Genomic DNA, 22548 nt, shown 5'->3' with positions numbered 1-22548 from the left:
CAGGAGAGAACCGCCTCGCTTCGCTCGGCGGCGGCCTGCTTCGCAGGCCTATGGCCGGCCCTTCGGGCCGGAGTCCTGCGCTGCGCTCCGGACTGTTCAGGGTTCCGCTGCGCTCCACCCTGAACTGCCTGCTCCGCAGGCCTGGGTGACCCCGTTTCACGGGGTCCGGGCCTTCGGCCCGTTGGGCGGGTCCGCTCCGCTCCCCCACCCGGATCCTTCCGGCTCCGCCTCCAGGACCAGCCCGCTCCGCGGGCAGCCAGCAGCACACAAGGGCTCACCGTTTCGATGACAGCGGTCTCCGCTCCCGCTCTCCGATCTCTCCGGACTCGCCTTCGGAGCAGAGGCCCTGTGTTCACCAAGAGGGGCATATGGATCCAGCGGGTTGGCGAAGACACCGTTCGCATGCCACGCGTGCGGCCGGCACCTACACCACTTCTTGACCCGGCCGGCCTACAGGAGGCGCCATGCACCCAGTCTCCCAGAACCCAGACCATGCGGCCACAAGATTCTGCTTCAAAATACGAGCCAGACTGACACTGGAAGACATGGCATAGCCCGCAACCCCTGCCGACAGGTTGTCACGGACCAGTGAAACTGCGCAGCACTCCCCCGCACAGTCCCCGACACTCCCTCACACCCTCATGAACTGCGGCTTTACCGGTATGCCCAGTGTCACCCAAGTGACACCACCCACTGAAAGCACTGACGTACCAACCCCCCAGAAAGTCAACGACACTGACATCCCTCGCCGAACGCCAGACCGCCACCTCATCAAGACAGACCTCGACCGTCCCAAACAGGACAGGCCAGAACGGAGCAAAGTGGCTCTCATCCTCGTTGCCCTAAGAACCCGTCTTCGGACCTCCGGATTACCGAGCCCGAGAAGACGGATTCTCACGCGGGGCGGATGTTCTCCGCCTGCAGGCCCTTCTGGCCCTGGGCGACGTCGAACTCGACCTTCTGGCCCTCGAGCAGCTCGCGGAAGCCGTGGCTGGCGATGTTCGAGTAGTGGGCGAAGACGTCCGGGCCACCGCCGTCCTGCTCGATGAAGCCGAAGCCTTTTTCCGAGTTGAACCACTTCACAGTGCCTGTAGCCATGTGCCTGTCTCCTTCGACGGGACTCGTATCGCGTCCCGCACCCTATGGGATCCGTGGGTGATCGCCCTGGTCCGGCGAGGCGTTGAACAGCAAAAACGCTCGCGATTGCGATCACGAGAGAACGGAACTTCGGAACCACGACTGCTGATCACGACGTTACAGCCGGCGGTGACGTTCGGCCGCAAGGAACCACGATCGCGACACGACCCATGGGACGACCGGCCGGAGCGGGCCCGGTCCTTGACGACGCACGAACCCGGGCTGACCCGGGCGCCATGTTGGCTCGTTTCGCGCTGCGGTCCGCCAGCTCCTTCGCGGCGGCCTGCCCGGCCTCCAGACGCCCGGCCTCGGCCAGAGCCTCGACCGCCTCCGTCCGGACCGCCTCCAAACGCTTCCGGCGCGCCTGTCCTGCCCACACATCCGGCGCTGGGGCCTGGACGCGTTCCGTTGAAGGCCCGGCGGACCGGGACTGCGTGCGCCGGGGCGGAGCAGCGCCGGGCAGCGGTTCAAGGCCGGTGAACCCCCTCACCGCGTCCGAGGCTTTCACCAGGCGGCCGGCCTCCCACTGCGCGGCAACGTCGGCGTCGGCGAGCACCGCTTGCAAGATCTGCTCCACCTCGTGCAGCACCGGCTCGCTCACCGTCTGCCCGGCCTCGGCGGCCAGAGCCCGCGCCGTCCGCGCGAGCCAGCCGATCACCACATACTGATCACGCGACAGCCGACGCAGCTGCGCCGCGTCCAACGTCCGGTGCGCCGTACGCAGCGCCTCGCCCAGCACCAGGAGCCCCTCCGCCTCCTCAGGCCGGCGACGCGCCAGCAGCCCGGCCGTCCACACCGCGAGCGTCGGCTTCCGCAACGCAGCAATCCGCGCCGCAAGCTCCCTGTCCCCCGCCTTCCGGACCTTCACCACGTACTCGTCACAGGCCGCGGTGAACCGCGACGGCAGCAGCCCCGCCAACTCAGCCGCCACCGACTCCACATCCATACCCAAGAGTCTCCCGCCCCCACCACGGCGACCACCGACACCACGCACACCACCACGCGCCGCCCGGCGTGACCAGCCCACAGAGGCAGCGGGCACATACCGATGTGATCACCTGTATAGACAGAGTCATTGCGGCCGTCAGCAGCAACATCCGGACAAAGTTTCCTAAAGTGCACCGAAGTGCTCTGTGGGTTGCCTAGCCTCTATCCGCCGCGCGGCAAAGCAGCTGTGCAGCGGGAGGAGATGGCCTTGGTCACAACAGTGCAGTTCGGAGCGCTCGAAATCTGCGTGACGCACAACTTTGAGCAGGTGTGGAGCGACAGGGGCTCAGGGGCCGACAAGGACGGCGCGTGCTTCAGCCCGAACCCAGGCGCGGGGGGTGGCTGGAGGACACTGGCTCATGTCATTCGCCCGAGCCACGACAACATCCACCGCCAGACGACGTCGATCATCGCCCGAGAGGTCGACACGTCCAACCGCCTTCTCGCGCCGCCCGCTGGCTACCAGGCGGTCGCGACGCTCACTCCGTTCCCCGGGCTGACCGTCGCTACTGCCTGGCGGCCGGTACCGCCGGAGGGCTACGTCTCGCTCGGCGACATGATCCTGCCCAGTGGCCAGTTTCCGGGCATGGGCCAGTTGACTCCCTTCTGTGTCCGCAAGGGCGCGGTCGGCGGGCGCAGCTACGTCCGGGAAGCCGTGATCGAGGCGGAGCCAGTCTGGGACGACCGTGGCAGTGGCTCGTCGACAGACATGTCGGCATGGCTGATCAAGACTCCGGAGTCCCCGACGGACAACATCGAGCGGCTGCTGCTGGGCGTGAACGGCTTCGTTACAGCCGGCAACTACACCAAGCCGACCCGTACCGTGTACGTGCTCGACCTGCCGGCGATCGTCACCAAGCAGTACCCGCCCGCAGCGCCAGTGCTGACCTCGCACGACATGCCCGCGCCGAGGGAGACCTTGAAGGTCACCGACCGGTCCGTGCTGGTGCCCGCCACGCTGGTGACCGACCGGTCCAAGACAGCCGAGTGGCAAGTCCTCAACTCACCGTTCTACACCCTGGAACGGCGGGTGAACTACTACGCCCAGCTCCACTACGACAACTCGCAGGGCACCGTGGAGCAGGAGCCGAGCCAGACAGTGACCACCGGGGTCAGCGAGACGGCGAGCGAGGAGTACAGCGAAAAGACCGGCATCACCGTCACCACCTCCGCCGGCATCGAGACCAAGGGCTTCTCCGCCTCCATGGAAGTGAGCGTCGCCCACGAACTCGGCTACTCCAGGCGCTACGACAACACTCAGTTCACCGAAACCACCCAGACCTGGACGATGAAGGTACCGGCCGGCCACTCGGCCGTCCTGTGGTCACCCCGCCACGAGATCGTCGCCCGCCGCGAGGACGGCGACCCCATCGTCCAGTCCACCCTGTCGTTCGACGTCGAGTCACGGGTCTACACCCAATTCCCCCCGCCCCCGTCCGACGAAGTCCAGACCCTGTCCGACAGCATCATCGCCGGCAACCCCCAGCCCTTCGGGGAACCCGAGTCACACATCCCCGGATACACCACAACCTGACCCCACACCCGGCCGACAGACCACCGACCGACAGAAGCACCACCGGTCAACGGCCGGCAGCACCAGCCAAGAGCCCGCCAGCACTGGCGGGCTCTTTCACACGGCCGAGCACGCCGCGACCCTGGCCGAAGTCAGGGCGTCCTTGGCCCCTCGGATCTTCCTGACGAGCTGGGAGTTTTCAAGGATGCACCTTCGCGATCCCAGAGCCTTGCGACTTGGTCCGCGACGTCGCGTGGAATTCGCCGGTTCGTCACTCATGCCCCCTCGTCCGGTGCCGAGGCACCAATGTGGACTCGCATGGCCGGCCCGCCCCTACCCCGTTCCTGCACAACCACCGTGCCCGACGGCGCGTTGCGCACCAAAGCCAGCAGCGTGGCCCTGCGTTGCCATTCGGCCAGAAGAGCAAATCCCCCCACAAGAGCGCCCGTCAGGCACACGCTGAGGACGGTGTGAACAGGCAAGCCCATGACAGCCAGCCATCACCCGATCGGCACCCGACAGCAGCAGCTCGGTCACTCCATGACAGCCATGATCACTACCTCAACGCAGTGTGGGCAGGGACAGTCGCCCCGCTCTGGCTGACGCCCATCCCGCGCCACCACCACGCCCATTCACAGTGCGGTGTCGTAGAGAGGGATGCTGGGATCGTGCGGGCCATAGGTGATGGGCTGGAGCGGCTCCTGTACACGCGGCCGGTGCCTGCGACGACGGCTGATCAGCTGAAGGCTCTGCTGCGGTGGGAGCGAGGCTCCACCCGGCGGGTAGCCGTCGTCCTGGGCGTGTCCCAGCGGACCGTCCAGCGGTGGCGGCCTACGGGGCGACGCGCGTCAGGCCTCGACCGCTGGCGGGCCCGTCAGTCCTCGACTGGCAGCAGGGCGTGGCCTGCCGCCTTCTGCACCGCGGCCTCCAGCTCGCCGCGGTCCAGACCCAGCGTCTCCGCGTAGTGGGTCAGGGTGTCCTGCAGCGGCTCCCAGACCTCACGCCAGTCTTCCCACGCGTCCCGCCAGGTCACGTGCTGCTCGTCGGTCCACTTCTGCACGCCGCCGAGTTCCTCCTGAAGGCGCTTCACCACGGCATGGGCTGCGTCGTTCGCTTCCTGCAGGTCGAGCAGTTCGTCCATATAGTCAGACAGTTCGAATTCCATTCCGGAATCTTAAGCGGCAAGACCCGCCTGGCTAGCAACGCCGCCAGCCTGCTAGGCCGCTTGCATCCGCACTTCTTCACGACGCTGCCGTCCCACGGAGGTCAGTCCGCCCCGCCCCATCCGCATACCTCACGTACCACGGAAACCAACCACCGCCCCAGGCCCTCAGGGACTATGCGGTGACCGGCTTCGGTCGGGTGCCCGGCCGGACGCGGTTTTCTGCTCGGCGGCATGTCGTGCCAGGCAGTGGCGGGTCGAGCGGAGGTTGCGCCGGCTGCCCCGCTCTACTTGGCGGAGCCGAGCATTCTGGTTGGCGGGGTCGCGTCCTGCCCGTCGGGACCGGAGGTGGCCTGTCCCAGGCCCCGGCGGATCGCGATCTCCACGGGTGAGTACGCGCCGTCGGCCCGCTCCAGTTCGTACGGCGCGGCCGGCATCAGCGGCGGCTGGGCCATGAAGCGTGGCCGCACCCCGTGGTGCGGCTGTGCCGCGTGCACCAGGAACGGATGGCACAGGAAGACGTCACCTGGGGAACCGGTGGCGAGGGCGAGCGGCCGGTGGGCGGATGCCGATACTAGATCTGGCGCGATGGCCAGGCCGCTCGCGCCCTCTTCCCCGTACGGCTCCAGCACCTTCGGCACGTCGAGGTGGGAGCCGACCCGGATCCGGGTCGGGGCGTCCTCTTCCCCGACCTCGCTGAACAGAAACAGCATCAGCAGGGCCCGGCCGTGCGAGCGGAGATTGGTGAAGGGCCAGGTCTCGCCCTCCACCGCATAGCTGCCCTCGATGTGCCAGCCCGCGTCGTCGGGCTCCTCCTCGTGCGGGAAGCGCAGCGGGAAGGTGCCGAGCGAGTAGCGTGGCTCCCACCGCCCAGCGCCGACCAGCAGGTCGTACGCTCGGTGCAGGGCCGGGGAGTTGGGTGCGGCGGCGAACGGTCCCTGTGCCATTCCGTCGACCCAGTGCACGGGCTGCGTCCATGTCTCCGGGGTGTCCGGGTCGCAGCCCGTCTCCTGCCAGAGCAGCCGTGCGCAGCTCGCGGCCACGCGGGGCGCGACGGCGCCTTCCAGCTTGACGAAGCCGTCGCGGAGGAAGCGGGATACCAAAGTCATGTCGTCCATGCCTCCATCGTGCGGCGCCGCCCGTCCCGGTCACCCGACACTTGCCGCACCGCTTTTCTCGGGTGCGGCGTGCAGGGCCGTGCGTGATTGAATCGATGGTCTGGATCTTGGAGGCGAGCGTGCTGGAGCGGCTCAATCAGGCCATGGAGCACATCGAGGGGCAGCTCGACAGTTCCGTCGACATAGGCGAGCTGGCGCGGGTCGCGGCCACCTCGGAGTACCACCTGCGGCGGATGTTCTCGGCGCTCGCAGGGATGCCGTTGTCGGAGTACATCAGGCGCCGGCGGCTGACAGTCGCGGGCGCGGAGGTACTGGCCGGCGAGCGGACGCTTCTGGAGATCGCGGTGCGGTACGGATACGGCTCGGGCGAGGCATTCGCGCGGGCGTTCCGCGCGGTGCACAGCGTCGGGCCCGGCGAGGCGCGGCGCACGGGCGCGGCGCTCAGCTGCCAGCCCCGGATGGCCTTCCGCCTCATCATCGACGGGAGCAGTAGCATGCGCTACCGCGTCGTGAACAAGCCGGAGTTCAGTGTCGTCGGGGCGAAGGCCCGGGTGCCGCTCGTGTACTCGGGGCCGAACCAGGCGATCATCGATTTCGTCCGCGGGATCGGCGACCAGGCAAAGGAGCTGCTGGAGAAGCTGTCCGACCAGGAGCCGCACGGTATCCTCGCGGTCTGCGAAGACCTCGATCCCAGCCGGGCGGAGGGCACCGACCTCGACTACTACCACGGGGTCGTCACCTCGGCGTCCGCGCCGGACGGCATGGCCAGACTGCCCGTGCCGGCCGGGACATGGGCGGTCTTCACCACCTCGGGGCCGGCGCCGGAGGCGATCCAGGCGCTGTGGCGGGATGTGTTCACCGAGTGGTTCCCATCGACCCCGTACCGGAGCCGCCCCGGGCCGGAGATCCTTCGCACACGGATGTCGGCGGACGGCAGCGAGGCGGATGCCGAGCTGTGGCTGCCGGTGGAACGGGAGGCCGACTGATTCCGGAATCTCTCCCTGGCCCGCTCGTCGGCTCCGGCGTGCTGGTCCCGGTGAGAAGGCGGACAGCCACCCGGCCCGCCGAGCAGAGCGCTCAGCTCCGCCAGGTACAGCGCTCATCCGCTAACTCTCGTGCTCAGTCACACCCTCAGAGCGCCTGCGGCTGGGCCGTCACCCAGCCCGGGACGACCAGGCGGTAGCGGCGTACTCGCTCGCTCGTACGGGTGGAGCCGTCGCCGCCGGCGAACCGCCGGGCTCTGTCGTGCTGTCGCAGCGGTAATGAAGCCGATCGACGAGCAGCACATCGCAGAGCCCGGCCTAGTGGTGCTGGACATCACCGGTGGGGACGAGGACACCGTCCGGGCCGTCATGACCGCGCTAGAGGACCGGTGGGCCACATCAGGCGTTGGGCCGGTGCGCCGGGATCACGGCGAGTCCGGCGTCCGCGCCCGGATCTACTCCGACGTCCTGCGCCCGGGACGGGACGGCCCGTGAGCCTGGGCAAGCCCTTCACGAGGACCTTGCCCAGGTCGCCTAAGGCTTGCCCAGGCTCTCAGGCTTCTTCGGTCTCCGGCCCCCACAGGGGATTCGCACGCCCGGAGCCGTAGCAGTGGAAGCACGGTCCCGTCGCCGGAGGTGCTGTGCGCGTCGATGGTGTCGACGGCATCGCGCAGGAGCCGGGTGAGGCCGTCGACGTGGCCGGTGTGAAGGGCGATCTGGTGGCGCTTGCCGACCAGGATCTCCAGCGCGGTCCCGGGCGCGGCAGCGCCCAGTTCGTAGGTGATGCCGCGGGTGAGGGTGGTGATCAGTTTGTGGAGGTGGCCCATCGTCTCCCCTCCGGACAGCTCCACTCGCGCGGTGAAGCCGATGTCGCCGGGCCGGGTGAGCGAAAGGAACGCGTCGGGGCTGTCGAGGGGTAGGAGGTGGCCGACGGGATCGACGTGGGCTCCATGGAGGGAGGCGAGGGCGTGCCACATGTCTCCCGGGAGGGTCGGCACGAGCCTGGCGTTGTCGTGATGGTGTCGTCTCGTGACTCCGTCCTACGGCCCCCGAGCAGGCTTCGGCCGGCTCCGGGCCGCCGCGTCCCAGACGGTGAGGCCACGACCTTGGAAGGCGTCCCGTCCTGCGGCCCGGATACTGGGCAAGCCCTCCGTGCCGAGGGCTTGCCCAGCGGGTCTCGTGACCGGTTAGCGCGGCTGAGCGTTACCGATCCGGCTCCCGCGATCGGTCAACGAGCACGTCAGCGCCGTGACCGGTCCGTGCAACTCCCGCCGGGCCGGTGACCGGTCATCGGTCACCGGCCAGCAGCAGCCTCGCCGCGGAGCCGGGGCCGGCCGTGACCGATGACGCCTCCCAGCCCACTCCGGCAGGTGTAGACAACCCGGTGCTCGGGGTGGCTTGCCCAGGCTCGCCTTGGGCTTGCCCAGCACCCGTGTGACGGTCAGCGGCCGACGGCTTCGGGGTAGCGGTCGCGACGTCGGTGCGGGTCGTCGACGCCGATCTCGTACCAGGGCTCGCCGCGCTGATGCCGATCCCGAATTGTCCTCAGAGCTACTCTTCGCCCCAGTTGGTTCACGGAGTGAACCAACTGGGGAACGTGGGGAGCGAGAGCCGGCGTGACGCTGCTGCTCTTCGACTGGTGTCAGAGCCGTGGGGGATGATCGGGCCATGCTGCAAGCGAGAGACGAGCACGGTCGTCAGGTGAGGAATCCGGGGCCCACGGCCTTGAGCCGGATGGTGGCGAACCTCAGCCGGGGCAACGCCTTCGTGATCGTCGAGCGAGTCGACGATGAGGCGGCCGGCGATTGGTATGTGCAGGTGTGGCTGAGGGATGACAACACCTATCAGCTGGAGTTCCGTGACGGGACGGCGGCAGAGCACTACCAGACACGGACGATCTCCCAGGAAAAGGTGATCGTCGCCCTGAGCGGCTGGGCCAAGGGGGGCCCGGGCTGGAAGGACGCCTTCATGTGGAACAACATCGGTGCCTCGTTCGAAAACGCCGACTGACCCTGCCGCCGCCTGGGGCCGACAGGGTCAGTGAGTGCGTTCGCTCAGCTGCGACGCATGGGGGATGACGTCGGGACTTGCTGCGGGGATGGTGGGCCGCGCGGCCTCGGGGGTGGCGAGAAGCGCGACGATGGTGACGGGTTTGTCGCAGTGCGGGCAGTTGCGGATAGCTGTGGGCGTCAGGGGTGTGGGTGCCGGCGACTGCCGCGTGACCACGTCGGTTTCTGCTGCGTTGATGGCTTCGTCGCGTTCACGGCGTCGTCGCCTGGCTGCTTCGGCTTTGCAGCGGGGGGTGCAGTAAGTGTGGCGGGTTGCCTGGGGGTTGACCTGGAATTGGGTCCAGCAGATGGGGCAGGCCCGGAGTTCAACCAGCACGTCCGGTCACCCCTTTGCGGAGGTTGTCGGAGTGGGACTGGTGCGAGCGGAGGCGGTAGGAAGGTCCGTCGATGCCGACTACGGCGGCTCGGTGAAGGAGCCGGTCGAGCATCGCGGCGGCGACGGTTGCATCGCCGAAGGCACCTGCCCAGTCGGCAATACCGACATTTGTCGTGAGGATCGTGCTCGACTTCAGATACCTCTGGTTGATCACCTGGAAGAGGGCCGAGGCGCCGTCGCCTGGCAGCGGGAGGTATCCGAGTTCGTCGATCACGAGCAGGCGGGGGCCGGCGAAGAACCGCATGATGCTCGACCAGCGGCCTTCGAGTGCGGCCTTGTGGCACTTGGCGGCGAGTTCGGCGGCGGTGGTGAAGTAGACGCGGTGGCCAGCGTCGACCGCTGAGCGGGCGAGTGCGACGGCCAGCATCGTCTTGCCGACGCCGGGCGGGCCGACCAGCAGGACGTTGGAGGCGTTGTCGAGGAATCGCAGGGTGGCCAGGTCGCGGATGAGTTTCTCGTCGACGCCGAGCTGGGCGGCGAAGTCGAAGTCGTTGAGGGTTCATGGTTCTGGCAGGCAGGCGAACCTCAGTCGGGAGGAGAGTTTGCGTGCTTCGGTCGCCTCGACTTCGATCTCGAGGAGTTTCTCCAGGGCGGTGGTGAGGGTCATCCGCTCGGCGCGGGCTTGGTCCAGGACGCGGGGAAGGGCTTCGGCGGCGTCGTTGAGTTTCAGATAGGACAGGTGGCCTCGCAGCTGCTGGTAGCGGCGGGCCTCGCTCATCGGCATGGTGTCACTCACTCTCACGCTCCTGGTCTTCGTGGGTGGGGGCCTGCCGCAGCCGGTCGGCGACGGCGGCGTAGTGAGACAGGTCGATGACGACCCGGTTCGCGACGTCCGATTCAGGTCGGCCGCGAAGCTTCTCGGCTTCCGCCTGGGCCGCGGCCGACGGGGGCCGGCGGACCTTGGTGCGGCAGGGAGCCTTGTCGGAGAACGAGGCGAGAACGGCTCGTTCGAGGGCGATGACGTGCCCGGCGTCCCGGATGGTCTGGCCGGCTCCGTCCGGAGCCCGGCGGTGGTGGGCGATGACCGCGCGGCCGGCGGTGACCACATGCAGGTCGTCCTCGCCGAGGCGGATCCGGACCGTCACGTGGGCGCCGGTCAGCCCGGGCGGGACGGAGTAGTGGTTGCCGGCGAAGGAGACGAGTCCTTGCGGGCTGACGACTCGGGTCTGCTCCAGCTCAGCGGAGAAGGGGCGGGTCGGCAGGTCCAGCAGCGGCTCGGCTTCGGCGAGCGCGGCGACCGTGGTCGAGGCTCCGTCGAGCTTGCGTTTGCGGCTGTCCATCTGGACGGCCAGCTTGTCAACGCCGTTCTGGCCTGCCTCGATGCTGATGCCGTCCGGGACGGTTCGCCACCAGCGTTGGGCCGCTGAGTGGTTGGCCTTCTCGACGACGCCCTTGCGGTTGCCCCGCCGGGGCGGGCAGATGTCGATGCCGGCTCCGTAGTACTTTGCGACGGCGGCGAAGGTCGGAAGGATCCGTCCGGTCGGCGGGTGGCAGACGGTGGCCATCCGGTCGAACCGCCACCTCCGGGCGGTTCCGCCCAGCCGCCGCAGCACCGCGTCGATGGCCTGGACCAGGTGCGGGAAGGTCTCTGCCTCCGCGAGCACGGCCCGCCACCGGCCCGAGTGGGCCAGGGCGCCGACGAGGAGATGCGCGTTGGCGCCGACGCCCCACTCCGCGGGCGGGTCCGGGAGCTCGACCCAGTCGAACTGGATCTCCTCGCCCGGAGGATGCGCGATGATCGCCACGTCGCGGCCGCTTGACGCCCGGCAGGGTTCGCAGTGAGGTCGCGCTTTGTATCGCCGAAGGGCCCGGGTGAAGGTTGAGTAGCCGCGCGAATAGCCGAGTTCCACCACTTCGTCGAAGAGCGTCGAGGCCCACAAGTGTGGGTCGTCGCTGAGTCGTTGGCGGCAGTACTCCATGAAGGGCATGAACGCGTCCGGCGGCTGACGTCGGTATCCGGAGACTCGCTCGCCATTCAGATACGCGCGGATCGTCTTGCGGTCATGCCCCAGGTGCCGTGCGATCGCCGAGATCGACCAGCCCTGGCGACGCAGCGCGTGGGCATCCACGTCTTCCTCCCAGGTGAGCATCCAGGGCCCTTCAACAGCCCGAACTCCGTGCTCACGCAGGCTCTCCACGACACGCCGACACCAGTTCGACACGCCGGGAAGATCACGCAATGGGTGGGGAGATCACCTGAGCAGGTTTGGCCACCTGAAGAGCGACACCTGGGGAGATTCAAAGAGCGCCATCAGCGCTGGAGCCGGGGAAGGGTGTTGGCCCACACCGCGATGGTAATGCCCTGCATGGCGGCGGTGAGCGCCTGGAGGCGGTTGTCGAGGAGGTGCTCGGCCTTGCCGGCCAGGACGACGTGCAGCCTCGGGAAGGTCTGGGAGCGGGTGTAGCGGTGGCGCTGCCAGAACGGGTACGTGGTGCCGATGGTGCCGCGGGTTCCCTCCCAGACGCGGTGTCCGGCGTAGCGCTCGTAGTCCCAGACCTCCTTCGCGAGGCGGGCCTGGGACATGGTGCCGTTGTCGAGTTCGAAGAGGCGGACTTCGCTGGTCTTGGTCGGCACGGCGAGGACGGCGTCGGTGTTGAAGGACAGGCGCCGGTCTCCTTGATGGCGTGGTTGACCTCCACCTGCCAGTCGGTCAGGTACTCCCGACGGCCGGAGAGGACCGTGTTGGTGTAGACGAGGATCGTGTCGGTCACCGCGACGGCGTGCGGGCCGAACCCGGCTCTCACAGCCTTCGCGCCGGTGCCGGCCTTCGGTCGGGGCGGCAGCTCGTTGCCGTCGGCCAGCGCCTTCTGCCCGGCCGGGGTGAGGTTCCAGATCTGGTGCTTGCCGTGCTTGCCGTTCGTCTCCGCCAGCCCGAGCTCCGCCAGTTCCACCATGGCCCTGCGCACGTACGACCGGCCGTCTGACCCTGCTTCCGTGATCACCTGAGCCATCTGCCGGACCGTGGCTATCCGTACGCACCCCAGCATCCGCAGGGCATCGGCCCGTACCTTCCCGGCCGTGGGAGTGGACTTCCTTCTCTTCGCTGCTGCCTCAAGGCAAGGGAGAGAGGTGTCAGCGTGCCGGGCAGACCCCTTGCGGGTGATGTGAGCTGCGGCGATGGGCACGACGTTCGAGTCGTTCACGGCACTGGACACGGCACTGGAATCCGGGCCGGCTGCGGGGCTCTCAGCACCCCTTGACCAGGTCGGTCGAGGCTCCGGCTCGGGCTGCCGGGCGCTGCTGGCGTACGTCATGGTCGAGGCTCCTCACGCGGGTGGCGCGGGACTCCGGGCAGAGTCCCGCATTCACCTGCTACAGGTGGCGCCGAAGCCGACGGTGTGACGCCCGTTATCGAGCCGTGATCATTCGGAGGGGGCGGCGCAGAGCTCGGAAACGATCGTGAACGAGGTCGTCACCATCGGCACCGCCATGGCCGGCGGCATCGCCGCGTGCGTGGTCTTGCCGTGCGCCATGCCGTTGCGGATCTTCCGCCCGTAGTCGAGGTACTCCGCCTGCCGGGCAGTCAGGACGCCTGTGTCGGCGCCCTGCTTGATGAGCTGCTGCAACGGCTTCTTGCCCGCGCCCGGGATGCGGTCGCGCAGCACGATCTCCACCGCGATCAGGGAGTGCATGACCGCCACGGTGGAGAACTCGTAGCAGTAGTAGGACTGGCGCAGCAGCTCCCGGGCCGTGTGCAGGACGGTCGCCGCGGCCTCGGGGACGCCGTCGGGCACGACCAGGTCCTCAACGAGGTCGTGCATGTCGGCGTACTGGCCGACGAAGTAGTGGGCGCGTTCGTCGGGCACCGGGAACGGGAGGCGCTGCGTGGTCATCTCCGGAGTCTCCCAGCGACGTGCCGAGTCCGGCAGCGGCTTTTCCCCGGCCGTCGCTCAGCGTGCCGGGACGGAGATTTCTCCCCTCTCAGGATGAACGGTTTGTCGCTCCTGGCGGACCAGGTCGAGGAGAAACGCGCTGCCGTCCGAACCAGGACTGTGACGAAGCAGGCTTGTTGGCAGGGGCGGCGTGGGTTGCCGCTGGTAAGTAGATTTTGACGCTACGTAGTTGGCAAGGGCAGCGCCGATCAGTTGGCAAACCGTGGTCACTGGCCGTCATTTCCGGGCAAGGCCAGTCGCCACTCGCTGCCCGTGTGGCGAGACCAGACCGCAGCGGAGAGGCAGGCGTGGGAGCCCGGCGCCGATGCGTCGTCCGCCAGGGGCGGAAGCGATGGCTCGCGTCCAGACCTCAGGGAGCCACTGCCCGTCGTCTGCCTCTGGGACCTACGCGACGGTTCCATCGTCCCGTCTTCGGCCGGGGCGTCTGAGTATCCGCACTCATGCTGACGGCCGGTTGACGGGCAAGGATGTGTGGATCCCTGACCCCGCTTCGCAGGAGGCCCTTGATGCGTTTGACGCACCCGGCTCGTGTGGTGCCCGCGTATCCGTACCGTCCGCCGGCGCCCCGGCGGCGGCGCCCCCACGGCGGGTGGTACGCCGTACCGGCCGTAATGACCCTCGGCGCGCTGCTGATCGCTCTCTACGGCGTCCTGTGGGGCCTGGCCGCGAAGGCGGGCAAGCACATCGTGTGCGACTCGACCACGAGCTGCGCCGCGTCCCCGTACGAGGCGGGTTACACCGCGCCCGCGTGGCCCGTTTGGCCGTTCCTCACGGCAGGGACGCTGTTCGCCGTGGCACTGCTGGCATGTGCGGGACTGTTCGCGGCCCGCCGCAGCGGGCGCCTGCAGGTGACGGCGTGAACGACAAAGCAGGCAAGGACGCGACCGCACAGCTCGTGAACCGACCGGCCCGGCTCAGCGCATACTCCGCCCTTTCCGGCGTCGCGCTCCTGATGAGTTTCCTCACCATCTCCGGCTGGGTGTTTCCGCAACTCACCTTCGCCGGGGCAGTGGTGTGCGGGCTGCTCGCCGTCGTCGCCGGCCACGCCGGACGCCTGCGTCGACGACGGGACGGGCGAGGCTTGGCGTTGCTGGGCATTGCCGGCGGCTGGCTTGTGCTCGTCACCTGCGCGGTGCTCACCACCGTCGTCCTCGTCGTCTTCGGCGGACTCGGGGCCCTGCTGGAACTTTCCTAGCGGCGTGACCGGGACGGTCACGGGGTAGGGCTTCCAGGCGAGCTCAACCGACGGCCGCGTGCCCGGAGAGTGAAGGCCGATGAGCACGGCGACCAGGCCGCTGGGCTGCCAATCCGCTAGAGGAGCGGCATCTGGGCGAGCCGGCTCAGGAACCGGCCCGGCCACGAGAAGAGCGCGCCGCAGAACGTCAGGTTCCGGCTGTAGGCGGCTTCCAGCAGGATCGCCAGACCGATGTCCATACCGTCTGCCTGGCCCTGCCACGTGCCCGTGATGTGGCGGGGGAGGTGCCACTCCGAGCGGGTCACCGTGACGGTGGCGCCGTCACGGCGCAGCTCGTGCCTCAGCCGGCCGCCCACGGGCCGGTACCGGTACGACCGTCCGTCGACCTCGATCCGCAGTGCACGTCCGTTCGTGGTGACGGCCAGGCTCCGCCGCTTCACCTTGGCCAGCCAGCCGTCGGTGTGCAGGTCCATGTCGGCCAGGCGCGGCCGGCCGCGGAAGGCGTTCCCTCGGAAGATCATGGACGGTATGCCCTGGCCCGCGATGTCGGCGGCATAGTACGTGTCGTCGTACAGGGACTCCACCGGGTAGCGCAGTTCCACCGGATCGAACCCGTCCACCATCCCGGCCCATATGTGCGTGGCCATCCTCCCGGCGTACCCATGGACTCCACCCGCGTACGCCAGCTCGAACCGACCCGTGCTCATTGATCCCCCTCTGTGTCAGAACGCCGACCAGTACACCAAACAACGCGAGCTGCGCCGCTACGGGTGGGCTGTCGGCGCGCAGCTGCTCGGAGGGCAACACGGCTCTGGGTCCCGACAGCGGTGTCCGCTTCGGTTCCTACGGTGCGTCCCCTTTGCCAACAAGCGTGCCGATTTGCCAACTGAAGTGCGTCGTCACAAGGACAAGGGGGCGGGTGGTCACCGTCGGTGCGCGGACTTTGTCCAAGGGCCGCTCCCCCAGTCTCGGGGCCTGGGGCCGTCGCGATCCGCGCGGTGGCCCGTACGTGAGGAATCTCAATGACCGTGTCAAGCCGTCTGTATGAGGGGCGGGGCGGAGGTGAAGAGCCTCTTGTCACGCAGCATCGCCCAGAGGACGTCGACCCGTCGGCGGGCGAGCGCGAGCAGGGCCTGGGTGTGCAGCAACCCTTCGGCCCTCTTCTTGAGGTAGTAGTCCCTCGACGGTCCTGGCCGCATCATCGCGGATTGCGCCGCCATGTAGAACAGCCAGCGCAGGCGCCGGTTGTAGCGTTTGGGCCGGTGGTAGTTGCCGGTGCGGCGGCCGGAGTCGCGGGCGACCGGGGCGAGGCCGGCGTGGGAGGCGAGGCGGCCTGCGTCGCGGTATCCGGACAGGTCACCGACGATGGCGACGAACTCGGCGCCGAGGATGGGCCCCATGCCGGGCATCGACTCGATGATCTCGGCGCGTTCGTCGGTGCGGAAGGTCTCGCGGATCTCCCTGTCGTTGTCCTTGATCCGCTCGTCCAGGGCCAGCAGCTGGTGGGCGAGGTCGCAGACCAGGTCGGCGGCTCGCTTCTCCCCGGGCAACGCGATCTGCTGGGACTGTGCCGCTTGCACGGCCTTGGCCGCCACATCGCCGGCGCCGCGGACCTTGCGTCGTTCCAGCCAGGTCGTGAGGCGCTTGACGCCGATCCGGCGCAGTGCGGCCGGGGTCTGGTACTCGGTCAGCATCATGACCGGGCCCTTGGCCGCGGAGTAGTCGAAGGCCCGTTCCAGTGCGGGGCAGATGCCGACCAGCAGGTCGCGGAGCCGGTTGATCAGCCTGACGCGGTCAGCGATGAGGTCGGCCCGGTAGTTCGTCAGGATCCGGAGTGTGGTGACGAGCTCTGGGGGTGTGTCGAGCGGGGTGAAGTCCTTTGGGCGCATGCGTGCTTGGTCGGCGATGACGCGGGCGTCTCGGGCGTCGGTCTTGCCTTCACCCTTGTAGGCCGCGGACATGCGGTTCACCGTGCGTCCGGGCATGTAGACCACGTGCTGGCCGTGGGCGACCAGCAGGGCCAGCAGCAAGGTGGAGGCCCTGCCCGAGATGTCCACCGCCCACCGCACCTCGTCGGCCCGCTCGCGGGCGGTCTCGATGAGGGTGAGGATCTGGGCCTCGTCGTTGATCACCTTTGTCGAGAACAGCGTCTCGCCGTCGGTGTCAAGGGCCACGGCCCAGTGATGTCCCTTGCCGGCGTCGATGCCGACCCACATCCGCGTCTGCCGTGTGCTCACGCCCGTCGCTCCGTGTCTCTCGTGACCAGCACTTCGTGGCCCGAAGAACACTCCGCCGACAGGTCCCTAACCAGCGATGACCGCAGTTCTCAATCAGTGGCCGGAGCATCCCGGAGAACCGGGCGGCCATTCCTCACGAGCCATCAATGGCAAGCCGACATCAGCCACACCCGGTCCTCCCGGACCGCCAACCATTCTTAGGGAGCCGTCATGCCCGAGACCACTACCCTGCCGCTCGCCCCGATGACCCCCCACGCGGCGATCAGCGCGTTCAGCTACCTCCGCGCCGTCCAGGCCGGGGACGTCGAAGCCGCCCGCGAGTTCGCCGGCGCCGAGCCGCGGATGGCCGAGCTGGTCGTCGGCGTCGTCGAGCGGATCGTCGTCCCCGTCACCGCCCTGCCCGGCCCGGATGCCGGCGAGCCGACCACGGAGATGTTCGCCCTGGAGGCCCTCGGGCGGGTCCTGGTGGCCACCCTGCGAACCTGGGCGCAGGCCGGGCCGGACGCGGCGGAGGGCATCGCCTGCGCCGTCATCGACTTCGTCGTGCAGTTCCTCACCGACGATCACGAGGACGTCGCCGATGTCCTGCGCCAGCTGGAGGCGGTGGGAGCGGGCCAGGCCCTCGATACCCACCCCTGCGCTGCTTGGCCAGCTCCGCCTTCCTCGCCTTGATGGACTTCGGCTTCCGGGGCCGCTTCCAGATCGGCTGCCAGTCCGTCGGCGGCGCGTACGCCTCGGCGCGCTTCTGCGCGGCCTCCTTCAGGCGGGCGGCGACGGCTTCGATCCTCGGGTCCGCGGGCGGCGTGGTGGTCATCCGATTCCTCCGGTGGGTGGGGTCCGGCCCGGCGCGGGCTGGACAGGCTGTTGGGCGCTCGGCGGCGGGGCCGTCGCGGACTTGGGAGAGGGGCGGCGGGCGGCGGCTCGTTCCCGGATGCCGGCCTGGAGCCGGGCGGCCATCTCGGCGGCTGCGGCCTCCAGCGTCCGGCTGGTCAGCTCCACCGCGGCGACGTCCGTCGTCGGCTCCAGGTCCCGGCCGGCCCTCCGCCCGGGGCGGGGGCTCAGGGTGGTCGCCACGGTGACGATGGGCGGTCGGGGCCGGGAGTTCAGGCGGTCCGCGCGGCGTAGTGCGTGGACGCGGGCGGTCAATGCCCCGGCGGCGAGACGGGCCCGCTCGTACGGGGCGGCGGACCGCTTGCGGGTCAGCGCGCGCAGTACGGCCTGGTCCTCGGTGTCGTGCGGGTACAGGGCGCGCAGGTCGGCGGTCATCATCCGCCGGCTAGGGCCTGTCTCCTTGATCCGCGCGCATTTGGTTCGCGTAGTTCGACTACTCGGTGGCAGGGTGCAGTTATGGATCAAGCAGAGGTATTGCTCATCGGCGGGCGCGCGGGCGTCGGCAAGACGACGGTGGGGTGGGAGGTCTCAGCGCGTCTGCGCGCAGCGATGGTTGCTCATTGCGTAGTCGAAGGTGACTTCATGGGGCAGGCGCATCCTGCTCCAGAGGGGGACCCCCGGCGCAGGAAGATCGCGGAGCGCAATCTGACGGCGCTCTGGTCGAACTACGCCGAGCTCGGGTACCGCCGCTTGATCTATACGCACACTGTGAGCGTGCTGGCTGAGAATGAGGGCATGTTCCAGCGCGCCATGGGTGCGAATGTCAGGATCGTACGGGTTGTGCTCACCGCCTCCGACGCCACCGCCCGCGAGCGACTGACCGGTCGGGAACTGGGCTCGGAGCTGGATCACGAGCTGGAGAGCAGCGCCCGTAAGGCGCGGATTCTGGATGAGCAGACGCCTCTGGACACGGTGCGAGTGGCGACCGACGGACGTTCAGTGGTCGACATAGCGCGCGAAGTGGTGGGCGCTACCAACTGGCTGCCCAGCACCTCCGATTAGGTCCTTCGTCGCTCAGTGTCGGGTCCAGATGAGGATGGCAGCGAGGTGGAGTGCGGCCTGGTAGGCGATGGCGAGCTTGTCCGTCCGCATGGCCAAGCCGCGCCATTGCTTGAGCCGGTTGATGCATCGTTCGACCGCGTTGCGCTGCTTGTATGCCTCCGCGTCGAAACCGGGCGGTCGGCGGCCGGCGCGGCCGCGCCGCAGGCGATGGCCGACCTGGTCGGACGGCTGGGGAATGACTGCGCCGATCCCGCGTCGGCGGAGATGGCTCCGGATCGCTCGGGACGAGTAAGCCCGATCGGCCAGGACGGTCTCCGGCCGGGTTCTCGGTCTTCCGAGTCCGCTTCGCGGAACACGGATGCCTGCCATGACAGCTTCGAAGGCTGGTGCGTCGCCCGCCTGGCCTGCGGTGACGCGGAGGACCATGGGCCGTGCACGGCTGTCACTGACGAGATGGACCTTCGTGCTCAAGCCGCCGCGGGATCGTCCGAGTGCGTGGTCGCCGGGTTCGACCCTGCCCGGCGCCCCCTTTTTCTGGCTCCGGCGGCGTGCCGGTGGGCACGGCAGACAGTGGAGTCCACTGACACGGTCCAGCCGATGTCGTCACCGGCGTCGGCCGCGGCCAGGAGAGCAGCGAGGATCTGTTCCCAGGTCCCATCCACGGCCCACCTGATCAGCCGCTTGTGAGCGGTCTGGAACGAGCCGAGCTCGTCCGGCAGGTCCCGCCAGGGCGAGCAGGTGCGGTACTTCCACGCGATGGCCTCCAGGGTGCGGCGATGGTCGGCCCACCGCCGACCACGGACCGGATCGGCCGGCATCAACGGCTCGATCCGGTCCCACATCGCGTCAAAGAGATACGCTCTAGGCCTCCCCGGGGGTGGGCACAGCTCGCCAGCGACACAGGTGGAGGCTTCGCAGGATTTCGAACCTCGGCCACGCTCAGCTTCTCGTCGCTGCGGCGAATCACCGTTGGGGTCCGTCCCGGGCTACGCCTGGACGGACGCCGACGCAACGCGGGCGGGTACTCCGTCGCAGCAGCCATCACACACGCTCCCTTTTCACGGCCATAAACAGCAGATTTCGGCCTGGGAACCGCACGGCTGGCACCACCATCGGGGTCGTGCCAGGATTGAGAAGATCGACCAGGCCCTCAACAGCGCGGCGGTGCCATATGCCCATCGGGGCGCTGCTCCCCATGTGAAACGGCCAGGCAGCGAACCCGAATCTCGAATCCCACACCGTTCCTGTGCGCATGTTCAGCAGCCTTGTGCGTAGGCACTTCGGCCTTGCTCACCGTTCGCGTCCTCCCGCGGGCGTTCACCTGGCCATGCGAGGTGGAGTGATGAAGATCCAACGCTCCCGTCCAGACTCGAACGGGATCACCGAGCATTTGGCGTCGCGAGCAGCGCGCCGCTCAGGACGACGGACGCGGTCGTACCCGGGCCGGCGGCGGACGAGCCCCATGGCGCTGTCCGCGACGCTGGTCGCGGGGCTGCTCGTCGCGGGGGGTACGTCGGCACAAGGCGCGTCCTCGGACCCTGGTGGGCGGGCCGCCCCGGCCGGCGCTCGGGCCGCTGCGACCGTGCCGGACAGCTTCAGCCCCGTGGTCGTGACACCGATCAGCAATCCGACGTTTCCCTGGCTGGGCAGCGACCAGAAGTACCACGTCTCTTACGACTTGCAGTTGACCAACGCCTCGCGGCTGCCGGCCACGCTCACCAAGGTGCAGGTGGTCGACGCCAAACGACCTGACACTGTCGTCGCCACCCTCTCCAGTCGCCAACTGGTCGATCCCGGATGTGAGTACGGAGCCTGCAATCTGCTGCGGACGTTGCCCTCGTCGAACGCGACCGACACCGTCATGCCTCCCGGCCAGTCCCGAGCCCTGATGGTGGATCTGACCTTCGACTCGCTGGACCAGGCGCCCGCCGAGGTCATGCACCGGCTGTTCCTCACCGGGCAGGCCGTGCCCCCGGCCACCAAGCCGAGCCCGGTCAACTACTACGCCGCGCCGTACAACATCTCCTCCGGCAAGCCGCGGATCATCGCACCCCCGCTCAAGGGGGACGACTGGGTCGCCCTGAACAGCTGCTGCGGCACCGGCGGGTCGCACCGCATCGCGCTCAACTCTCTGAACGGCAAACTGGCCAACTCCCAGCGCTTCGCCATCGACTGGATGAAACTCACCGACGACGGAAAGTTCTACAGCGGCGACAAGACGAAGAACGAGAGCTACGCCGACTACGGCGAGGCGGTCTACGCGGTCGCCGACGGCACCGTGAGTTCGACGCTCGACACGGTCGAGGCGGGCACCCCCGGCATCCTGCCCGCCAACGACCCCGTTCTCGGTCCGAAGATCACCGTCCAGAACGTGGACGGCAACAACATCATCCAGGACCTCGGCGATGGCGTCTGGGCCATGTACGCACATCTGATCAAGGGCAGTCTGCTGGTCAAGCCGGGGGACAAAATCAAGAAGGGCCAGAAGATCGCGGATCTGGGCAACACCGGCAACTCCAACGCCCCTCACCTGCACTTCCAGCTGATGGACGACCCGTCGCTGCTGGAGGCCGACGCCGTCCCCTACGTCATCGACCGCTTCACCTACCTGGGCCAGATCCCCTTCACGACCTGGGTGACCACCGACGACTACCTGAGCGGCACCTTCCTGCAGGGCAGGCTGCCCGAGGCACAGTCCCGCACCGATGAGCTGCCGCTCGTGCTGGCGGTCGTCGACTTCCCCGATACGTGAGGACGTGCTGGGCCTCTGGGACTGTTCGATGATCAGGCGGCTAGACAATGGTGGAGGGAGCTCACCGAAGGCGGTGACAGCTAGTGATCGTTTGACGTGTGGGCGAAGGGGCCCGTCGTTCTTCGACGGGCCCCTTCACTGTTCGTGGTCACGAGTGTGGGTGGGTCGCCGAGTTGATGGTGCGGGTCAGTTCGCGATTGGCAGCTCGCGCTGCCTCGAGTTCTTCAGTCCGTTCATGCAGCTCATCTCGCATGGTCACAAGGTCCTGCTCCAGCATCGTGATGCGTCGCTGCAGCTGGTCGATATCGACCGGGGCGCCGAGCCCGGCCTCCGCGCAGACGCTCTCGCCGAGCTGAGACGACAGGCATTTCTCCAGTTGCCGAACCCGTGCGGTGAGACGTTTGTCGGCTTCGAGTGCGTTCGCGAGTCGGTATGGAGTGAGGTCCGGCTGACCGCGGCCATCCGTCCGTTCTCGGCGGGGGTGCTGGCGGCGACGTGGATGCGTTCCAGCAGGTCGCGGCGACGATAGAGGAACGTCCGGTCGACCCGGGCCATGCGGGCGAGGCCGGAGACGGTGATCTCTCCGCCGGACTTGACGGCGGTGTCGATGGCCTTGAGGACGCGTTGGCGGCGGCGTGGGGAGTCGGCTCGCCGTCCGTCGATCATGGGGTTGGTCATCCGGCTGGCCTTTCGGGACGGAGATCATCTTCGGGAGGGCCGACACGGAGCAGGCCCAGGGAGACGACGCGGCGGGTGCGGCGGACGACGGAGATTGCGTCCTTGATCTGGACCTTGTCCTCGTCAGTGAGGTCTTCGAGGTCGTCGCGGACGCGTTTGATCAGGCGACGGACCCGGGTGATCTCCTCGTCGGAGGGCATGGCCTCGGCCTTGGCCCAGGGGTCCGCGGCGAACGAGGCGAGCCGTTCGCGTCCTCGTAGGCGGTCGGCCAGGTATGCCTCGAGGTCGGGGAGGTAGGAGACGTCGGTGCGGAAGTGGGGGCATCCGAGGCAGCGGAACCTGACCGGGCAGTCGTGCCCGCCGGCCGCGACGTTGGTCGGTTCGGTGCAGAGGCCGTAGGGGACCTGGACTTCTCCGACGGCTCGCCGGGCGTGTTCGGAGTCGAGGACGAGCTGAGCCTGGCGCCAGACGCGGTTGCCGTGCCGGTCGAACTGCATGGTGGTGACCCGGTCGACGGCCTCGCGCTTTCGTTTCTCGCTCACTAATGGTGACGT

At 68.4% G+C, this 22548-nt stretch carries 24 protein-coding genes and 3 pseudogenes; 11 read left to right on the top strand and 16 right to left on the bottom strand.

What is annotated here, in order from left to right; genetic code table 11:
* Positions 1-894: 894 nt before the first annotated feature.
* Together ACZ6KO_RS34445 and ACZ6KO_RS34440 are read right to left on the bottom strand one after the other, a co-directional pair.
* Positions 895-1098, bottom strand: a complete 204-nt coding sequence (locus ACZ6KO_RS34445) for a cold-shock protein (protein WP_469307918.1) — start codon at positions 1096-1098, stop codon at positions 895-897.
* 148 nt (positions 1099-1246) lie between these two features.
* Positions 1247-2083, bottom strand: coding sequence for a hypothetical protein (locus ACZ6KO_RS34440; RefSeq protein ID WP_469307917.1), 837 nt, complete (start codon positions 2081-2083; stop codon positions 1247-1249).
* A gap of 249 nt (positions 2084-2332) precedes the next feature.
* Here ACZ6KO_RS34440 and ACZ6KO_RS34435 point away from each other — a divergent pair, with 249 nt between their 5' ends.
* Entirely contained in the window at positions 2333-3658 is a 1326-nt protein-coding gene (locus tag ACZ6KO_RS34435; protein ID WP_469307916.1) for a Vps62-related protein, read from the top strand.
* A gap of 853 nt (positions 3659-4511) precedes the next feature.
* Here ACZ6KO_RS34435 and ACZ6KO_RS34430 read toward each other — a convergent pair.
* Both ACZ6KO_RS34430 and ACZ6KO_RS34425 read right to left on the bottom strand, forming a co-directional pair.
* The gene (locus ACZ6KO_RS34430; protein WP_469307915.1) at positions 4512-4802 is read right to left on the bottom strand and encodes a hypothetical protein; all 291 of its coding nucleotides are present in this window, start codon (positions 4800-4802) and stop codon (positions 4512-4514) included.
* A 284-nt stretch (positions 4803-5086) separates the two neighbouring features.
* Complete coding sequence (locus ACZ6KO_RS34425) at positions 5087-5917, bottom strand: phytanoyl-CoA dioxygenase family protein (protein ID WP_469307914.1); 831 nt, start codon at positions 5915-5917, stop codon at positions 5087-5089.
* Between the two features lie 119 nt (positions 5918-6036).
* Between ACZ6KO_RS34425 and ACZ6KO_RS34420 the strand changes: the two genes are divergently transcribed.
* The 4 genes from ACZ6KO_RS34420 (at position 6037) to ACZ6KO_RS34405 (ending at position 8910) form a co-directional block, all read left to right on the top strand.
* Entirely contained in the window at positions 6037-6903 is an 867-nt protein-coding gene (locus ACZ6KO_RS34420; protein WP_469307920.1) for an AraC family transcriptional regulator, read from the top strand.
* Positions 6904-7179: 276 nt separating this feature from the next.
* The gene (locus ACZ6KO_RS34415) at positions 7180-7395 is read left to right on the top strand and encodes a DUF6207 family protein (protein ID WP_469307913.1); all 216 of its coding nucleotides are present in this window, start codon (positions 7180-7182) and stop codon (positions 7393-7395) included.
* 146 nt (positions 7396-7541) lie between these two features.
* Complete coding sequence (locus tag ACZ6KO_RS34410; RefSeq protein WP_469307912.1) at positions 7542-7820, top strand: hypothetical protein; 279 nt, start codon at positions 7542-7544, stop codon at positions 7818-7820.
* 748 nt (positions 7821-8568) lie between these two features.
* Positions 8569-8910 (top strand): hypothetical protein, encoded by a 342-nt coding sequence (locus ACZ6KO_RS34405; protein WP_469307911.1) that lies wholly within the window; start codon positions 8569-8571, stop codon positions 8908-8910.
* 27 nt (positions 8911-8937) lie between these two features.
* Here the strand turns inward: ACZ6KO_RS34405 and ACZ6KO_RS34400 are convergent, their stop codons facing one another.
* The 6 genes and pseudogenes from ACZ6KO_RS34400 to ACZ6KO_RS34375 all read right to left on the bottom strand — a co-directional run bounded on the left by ACZ6KO_RS34400 (position 8938) and on the right by ACZ6KO_RS34375 (position 13179).
* Complete coding sequence (locus ACZ6KO_RS34400) at positions 8938-9285, bottom strand: hypothetical protein (protein WP_469307910.1); 348 nt, start codon at positions 9283-9285, stop codon at positions 8938-8940.
* Positions 9275-9832 (bottom strand): annotated as a pseudogene (gene istB / locus ACZ6KO_RS34395) (IS21-like element helper ATPase IstB); the annotation flags it as partial. The gene ACZ6KO_RS34400 and the pseudogene istB, both read right to left, overlap by 11 nt.
* A gap of 12 nt (positions 9833-9844) precedes the next feature.
* Positions 9845-10081, bottom strand: a complete 237-nt coding sequence (locus tag ACZ6KO_RS34390) for a hypothetical protein (protein WP_469307909.1) — start codon at positions 10079-10081, stop codon at positions 9845-9847.
* Positions 10074-11435 carry an IS21/IS408/IS1162 family transposase gene (locus tag ACZ6KO_RS34385; protein WP_469307908.1) on the bottom strand — a complete coding sequence of 454 codons (1362 nt, stop codon included), beginning with the start codon at positions 11433-11435 and terminating at the stop codon, positions 10074-10076. The genes ACZ6KO_RS34390 and ACZ6KO_RS34385 overlap by 8 nt, the downstream gene beginning before the upstream one ends.
* Before the next feature lie 161 nt (positions 11436-11596).
* Positions 11597-12297: pseudogene (locus ACZ6KO_RS34380) on the bottom strand (replication-relaxation family protein).
* Between the two features lie 411 nt (positions 12298-12708).
* Positions 12709-13179: a hypothetical protein gene (locus ACZ6KO_RS34375; protein ID WP_469307907.1), complete on the bottom strand. Its 471-nt coding sequence runs from the start codon at positions 13177-13179 to the stop codon at positions 12709-12711.
* A gap of 566 nt (positions 13180-13745) precedes the next feature.
* Here ACZ6KO_RS34375 and ACZ6KO_RS34370 point away from each other — a divergent pair.
* Both ACZ6KO_RS34370 and ACZ6KO_RS34365 read left to right on the top strand, forming a co-directional pair.
* Positions 13746-14099 carry a hypothetical protein gene (locus ACZ6KO_RS34370; protein ID WP_469307906.1) on the top strand — a complete coding sequence of 118 codons (354 nt, stop codon included), beginning with the start codon at positions 13746-13748 and terminating at the stop codon, positions 14097-14099.
* Positions 14096-14434, top strand: a complete 339-nt coding sequence (locus tag ACZ6KO_RS34365; RefSeq protein ID WP_469307905.1) for a hypothetical protein — start codon at positions 14096-14098, stop codon at positions 14432-14434. Before ACZ6KO_RS34370 ends, ACZ6KO_RS34365 begins: the two co-directional genes overlap by 4 nt.
* Positions 14435-14550: 116 nt before the next feature.
* Here ACZ6KO_RS34365 and ACZ6KO_RS34360 read toward each other — a convergent pair whose 3' ends face one another.
* Together ACZ6KO_RS34360 and ACZ6KO_RS34355 are read right to left on the bottom strand one after the other, a co-directional pair.
* A complete protein-coding gene (locus ACZ6KO_RS34360; protein ID WP_469307904.1) occupies positions 14551-15081 on the bottom strand; it encodes a hypothetical protein in 531 nt (176 codons plus the stop codon).
* Between the two features lie 384 nt (positions 15082-15465).
* Positions 15466-16671, bottom strand: a complete 1206-nt coding sequence (locus ACZ6KO_RS34355; RefSeq protein ID WP_469307903.1) for an IS110 family RNA-guided transposase — start codon at positions 16669-16671, stop codon at positions 15466-15468.
* A gap of 210 nt (positions 16672-16881) precedes the next feature.
* Between ACZ6KO_RS34355 and ACZ6KO_RS34350 the strand changes: the two genes are divergently transcribed.
* The gene (locus ACZ6KO_RS34350) at positions 16882-17343 is read left to right on the top strand and encodes a hypothetical protein (RefSeq protein ID WP_469307902.1); all 462 of its coding nucleotides are present in this window, start codon (positions 16882-16884) and stop codon (positions 17341-17343) included.
* A gap of 138 nt (positions 17344-17481) precedes the next feature.
* Here the strand turns inward: ACZ6KO_RS34350 and ACZ6KO_RS34345 are convergent, their stop codons facing one another.
* Complete coding sequence (locus ACZ6KO_RS34345; protein ID WP_469307901.1) at positions 17482-17937, bottom strand: hypothetical protein; 456 nt, start codon at positions 17935-17937, stop codon at positions 17482-17484.
* An 81-nt stretch (positions 17938-18018) separates the two neighbouring features.
* On the opposite strand from ACZ6KO_RS34345, the gene ACZ6KO_RS34340 reads away from it, so the two are divergent.
* A complete protein-coding gene (locus ACZ6KO_RS34340; protein ID WP_469307900.1) occupies positions 18019-18564 on the top strand; it encodes an AAA family ATPase in 546 nt (181 codons plus the stop codon).
* Between the two features lie 12 nt (positions 18565-18576).
* On the opposite strand, the gene ACZ6KO_RS34335 is transcribed toward ACZ6KO_RS34340, so the two are convergent.
* Positions 18577-19406, bottom strand: a protein-coding gene (locus tag ACZ6KO_RS34335; protein WP_469307899.1) for an IS5 family transposase whose coding sequence is annotated in 2 segments (ribosomal slippage) — positions 18577-19085 and positions 19085-19406 — 831 coding nt in all. Because the reading frame shifts where the segments join, the coding sequence is not laid out codon by codon here.
* Between the two features lie 761 nt (positions 19407-20167).
* Here ACZ6KO_RS34335 and ACZ6KO_RS34330 point away from each other — a divergent pair.
* Positions 20168-21316 (top strand): M23 family metallopeptidase, encoded by a 1149-nt coding sequence (locus ACZ6KO_RS34330; protein WP_469307898.1) that lies wholly within the window; start codon positions 20168-20170, stop codon positions 21314-21316.
* A gap of 235 nt (positions 21317-21551) precedes the next feature.
* Positions 21552-21845: a hypothetical protein gene (locus tag ACZ6KO_RS34325; RefSeq protein ID WP_469307921.1), complete on the top strand. Its 294-nt coding sequence runs from the start codon at positions 21552-21554 to the stop codon at positions 21843-21845.
* 11 nt (positions 21846-21856) lie between these two features.
* On the opposite strand, the pseudogene ACZ6KO_RS34320 reads toward ACZ6KO_RS34325, so the two are convergent.
* Together ACZ6KO_RS34320 and ACZ6KO_RS34315 are read right to left on the bottom strand one after the other, a co-directional pair.
* Positions 21857-21982, bottom strand: a pseudogene (locus ACZ6KO_RS34320) (hypothetical protein); the annotation flags it as partial.
* A gap of 8 nt (positions 21983-21990) precedes the next feature.
* The gene (locus ACZ6KO_RS34315; protein ID WP_469307897.1) at positions 21991-22536 is read right to left on the bottom strand and encodes a hypothetical protein; all 546 of its coding nucleotides are present in this window, start codon (positions 22534-22536) and stop codon (positions 21991-21993) included.
* Positions 22537-22548 lie beyond the last annotated feature (12 nt).

This window comes from Streptomyces sp. NPDC042102, from assembly GCF_055582305.1.
This window is presented reverse-complemented; position numbering and strand designations above follow the sequence as displayed.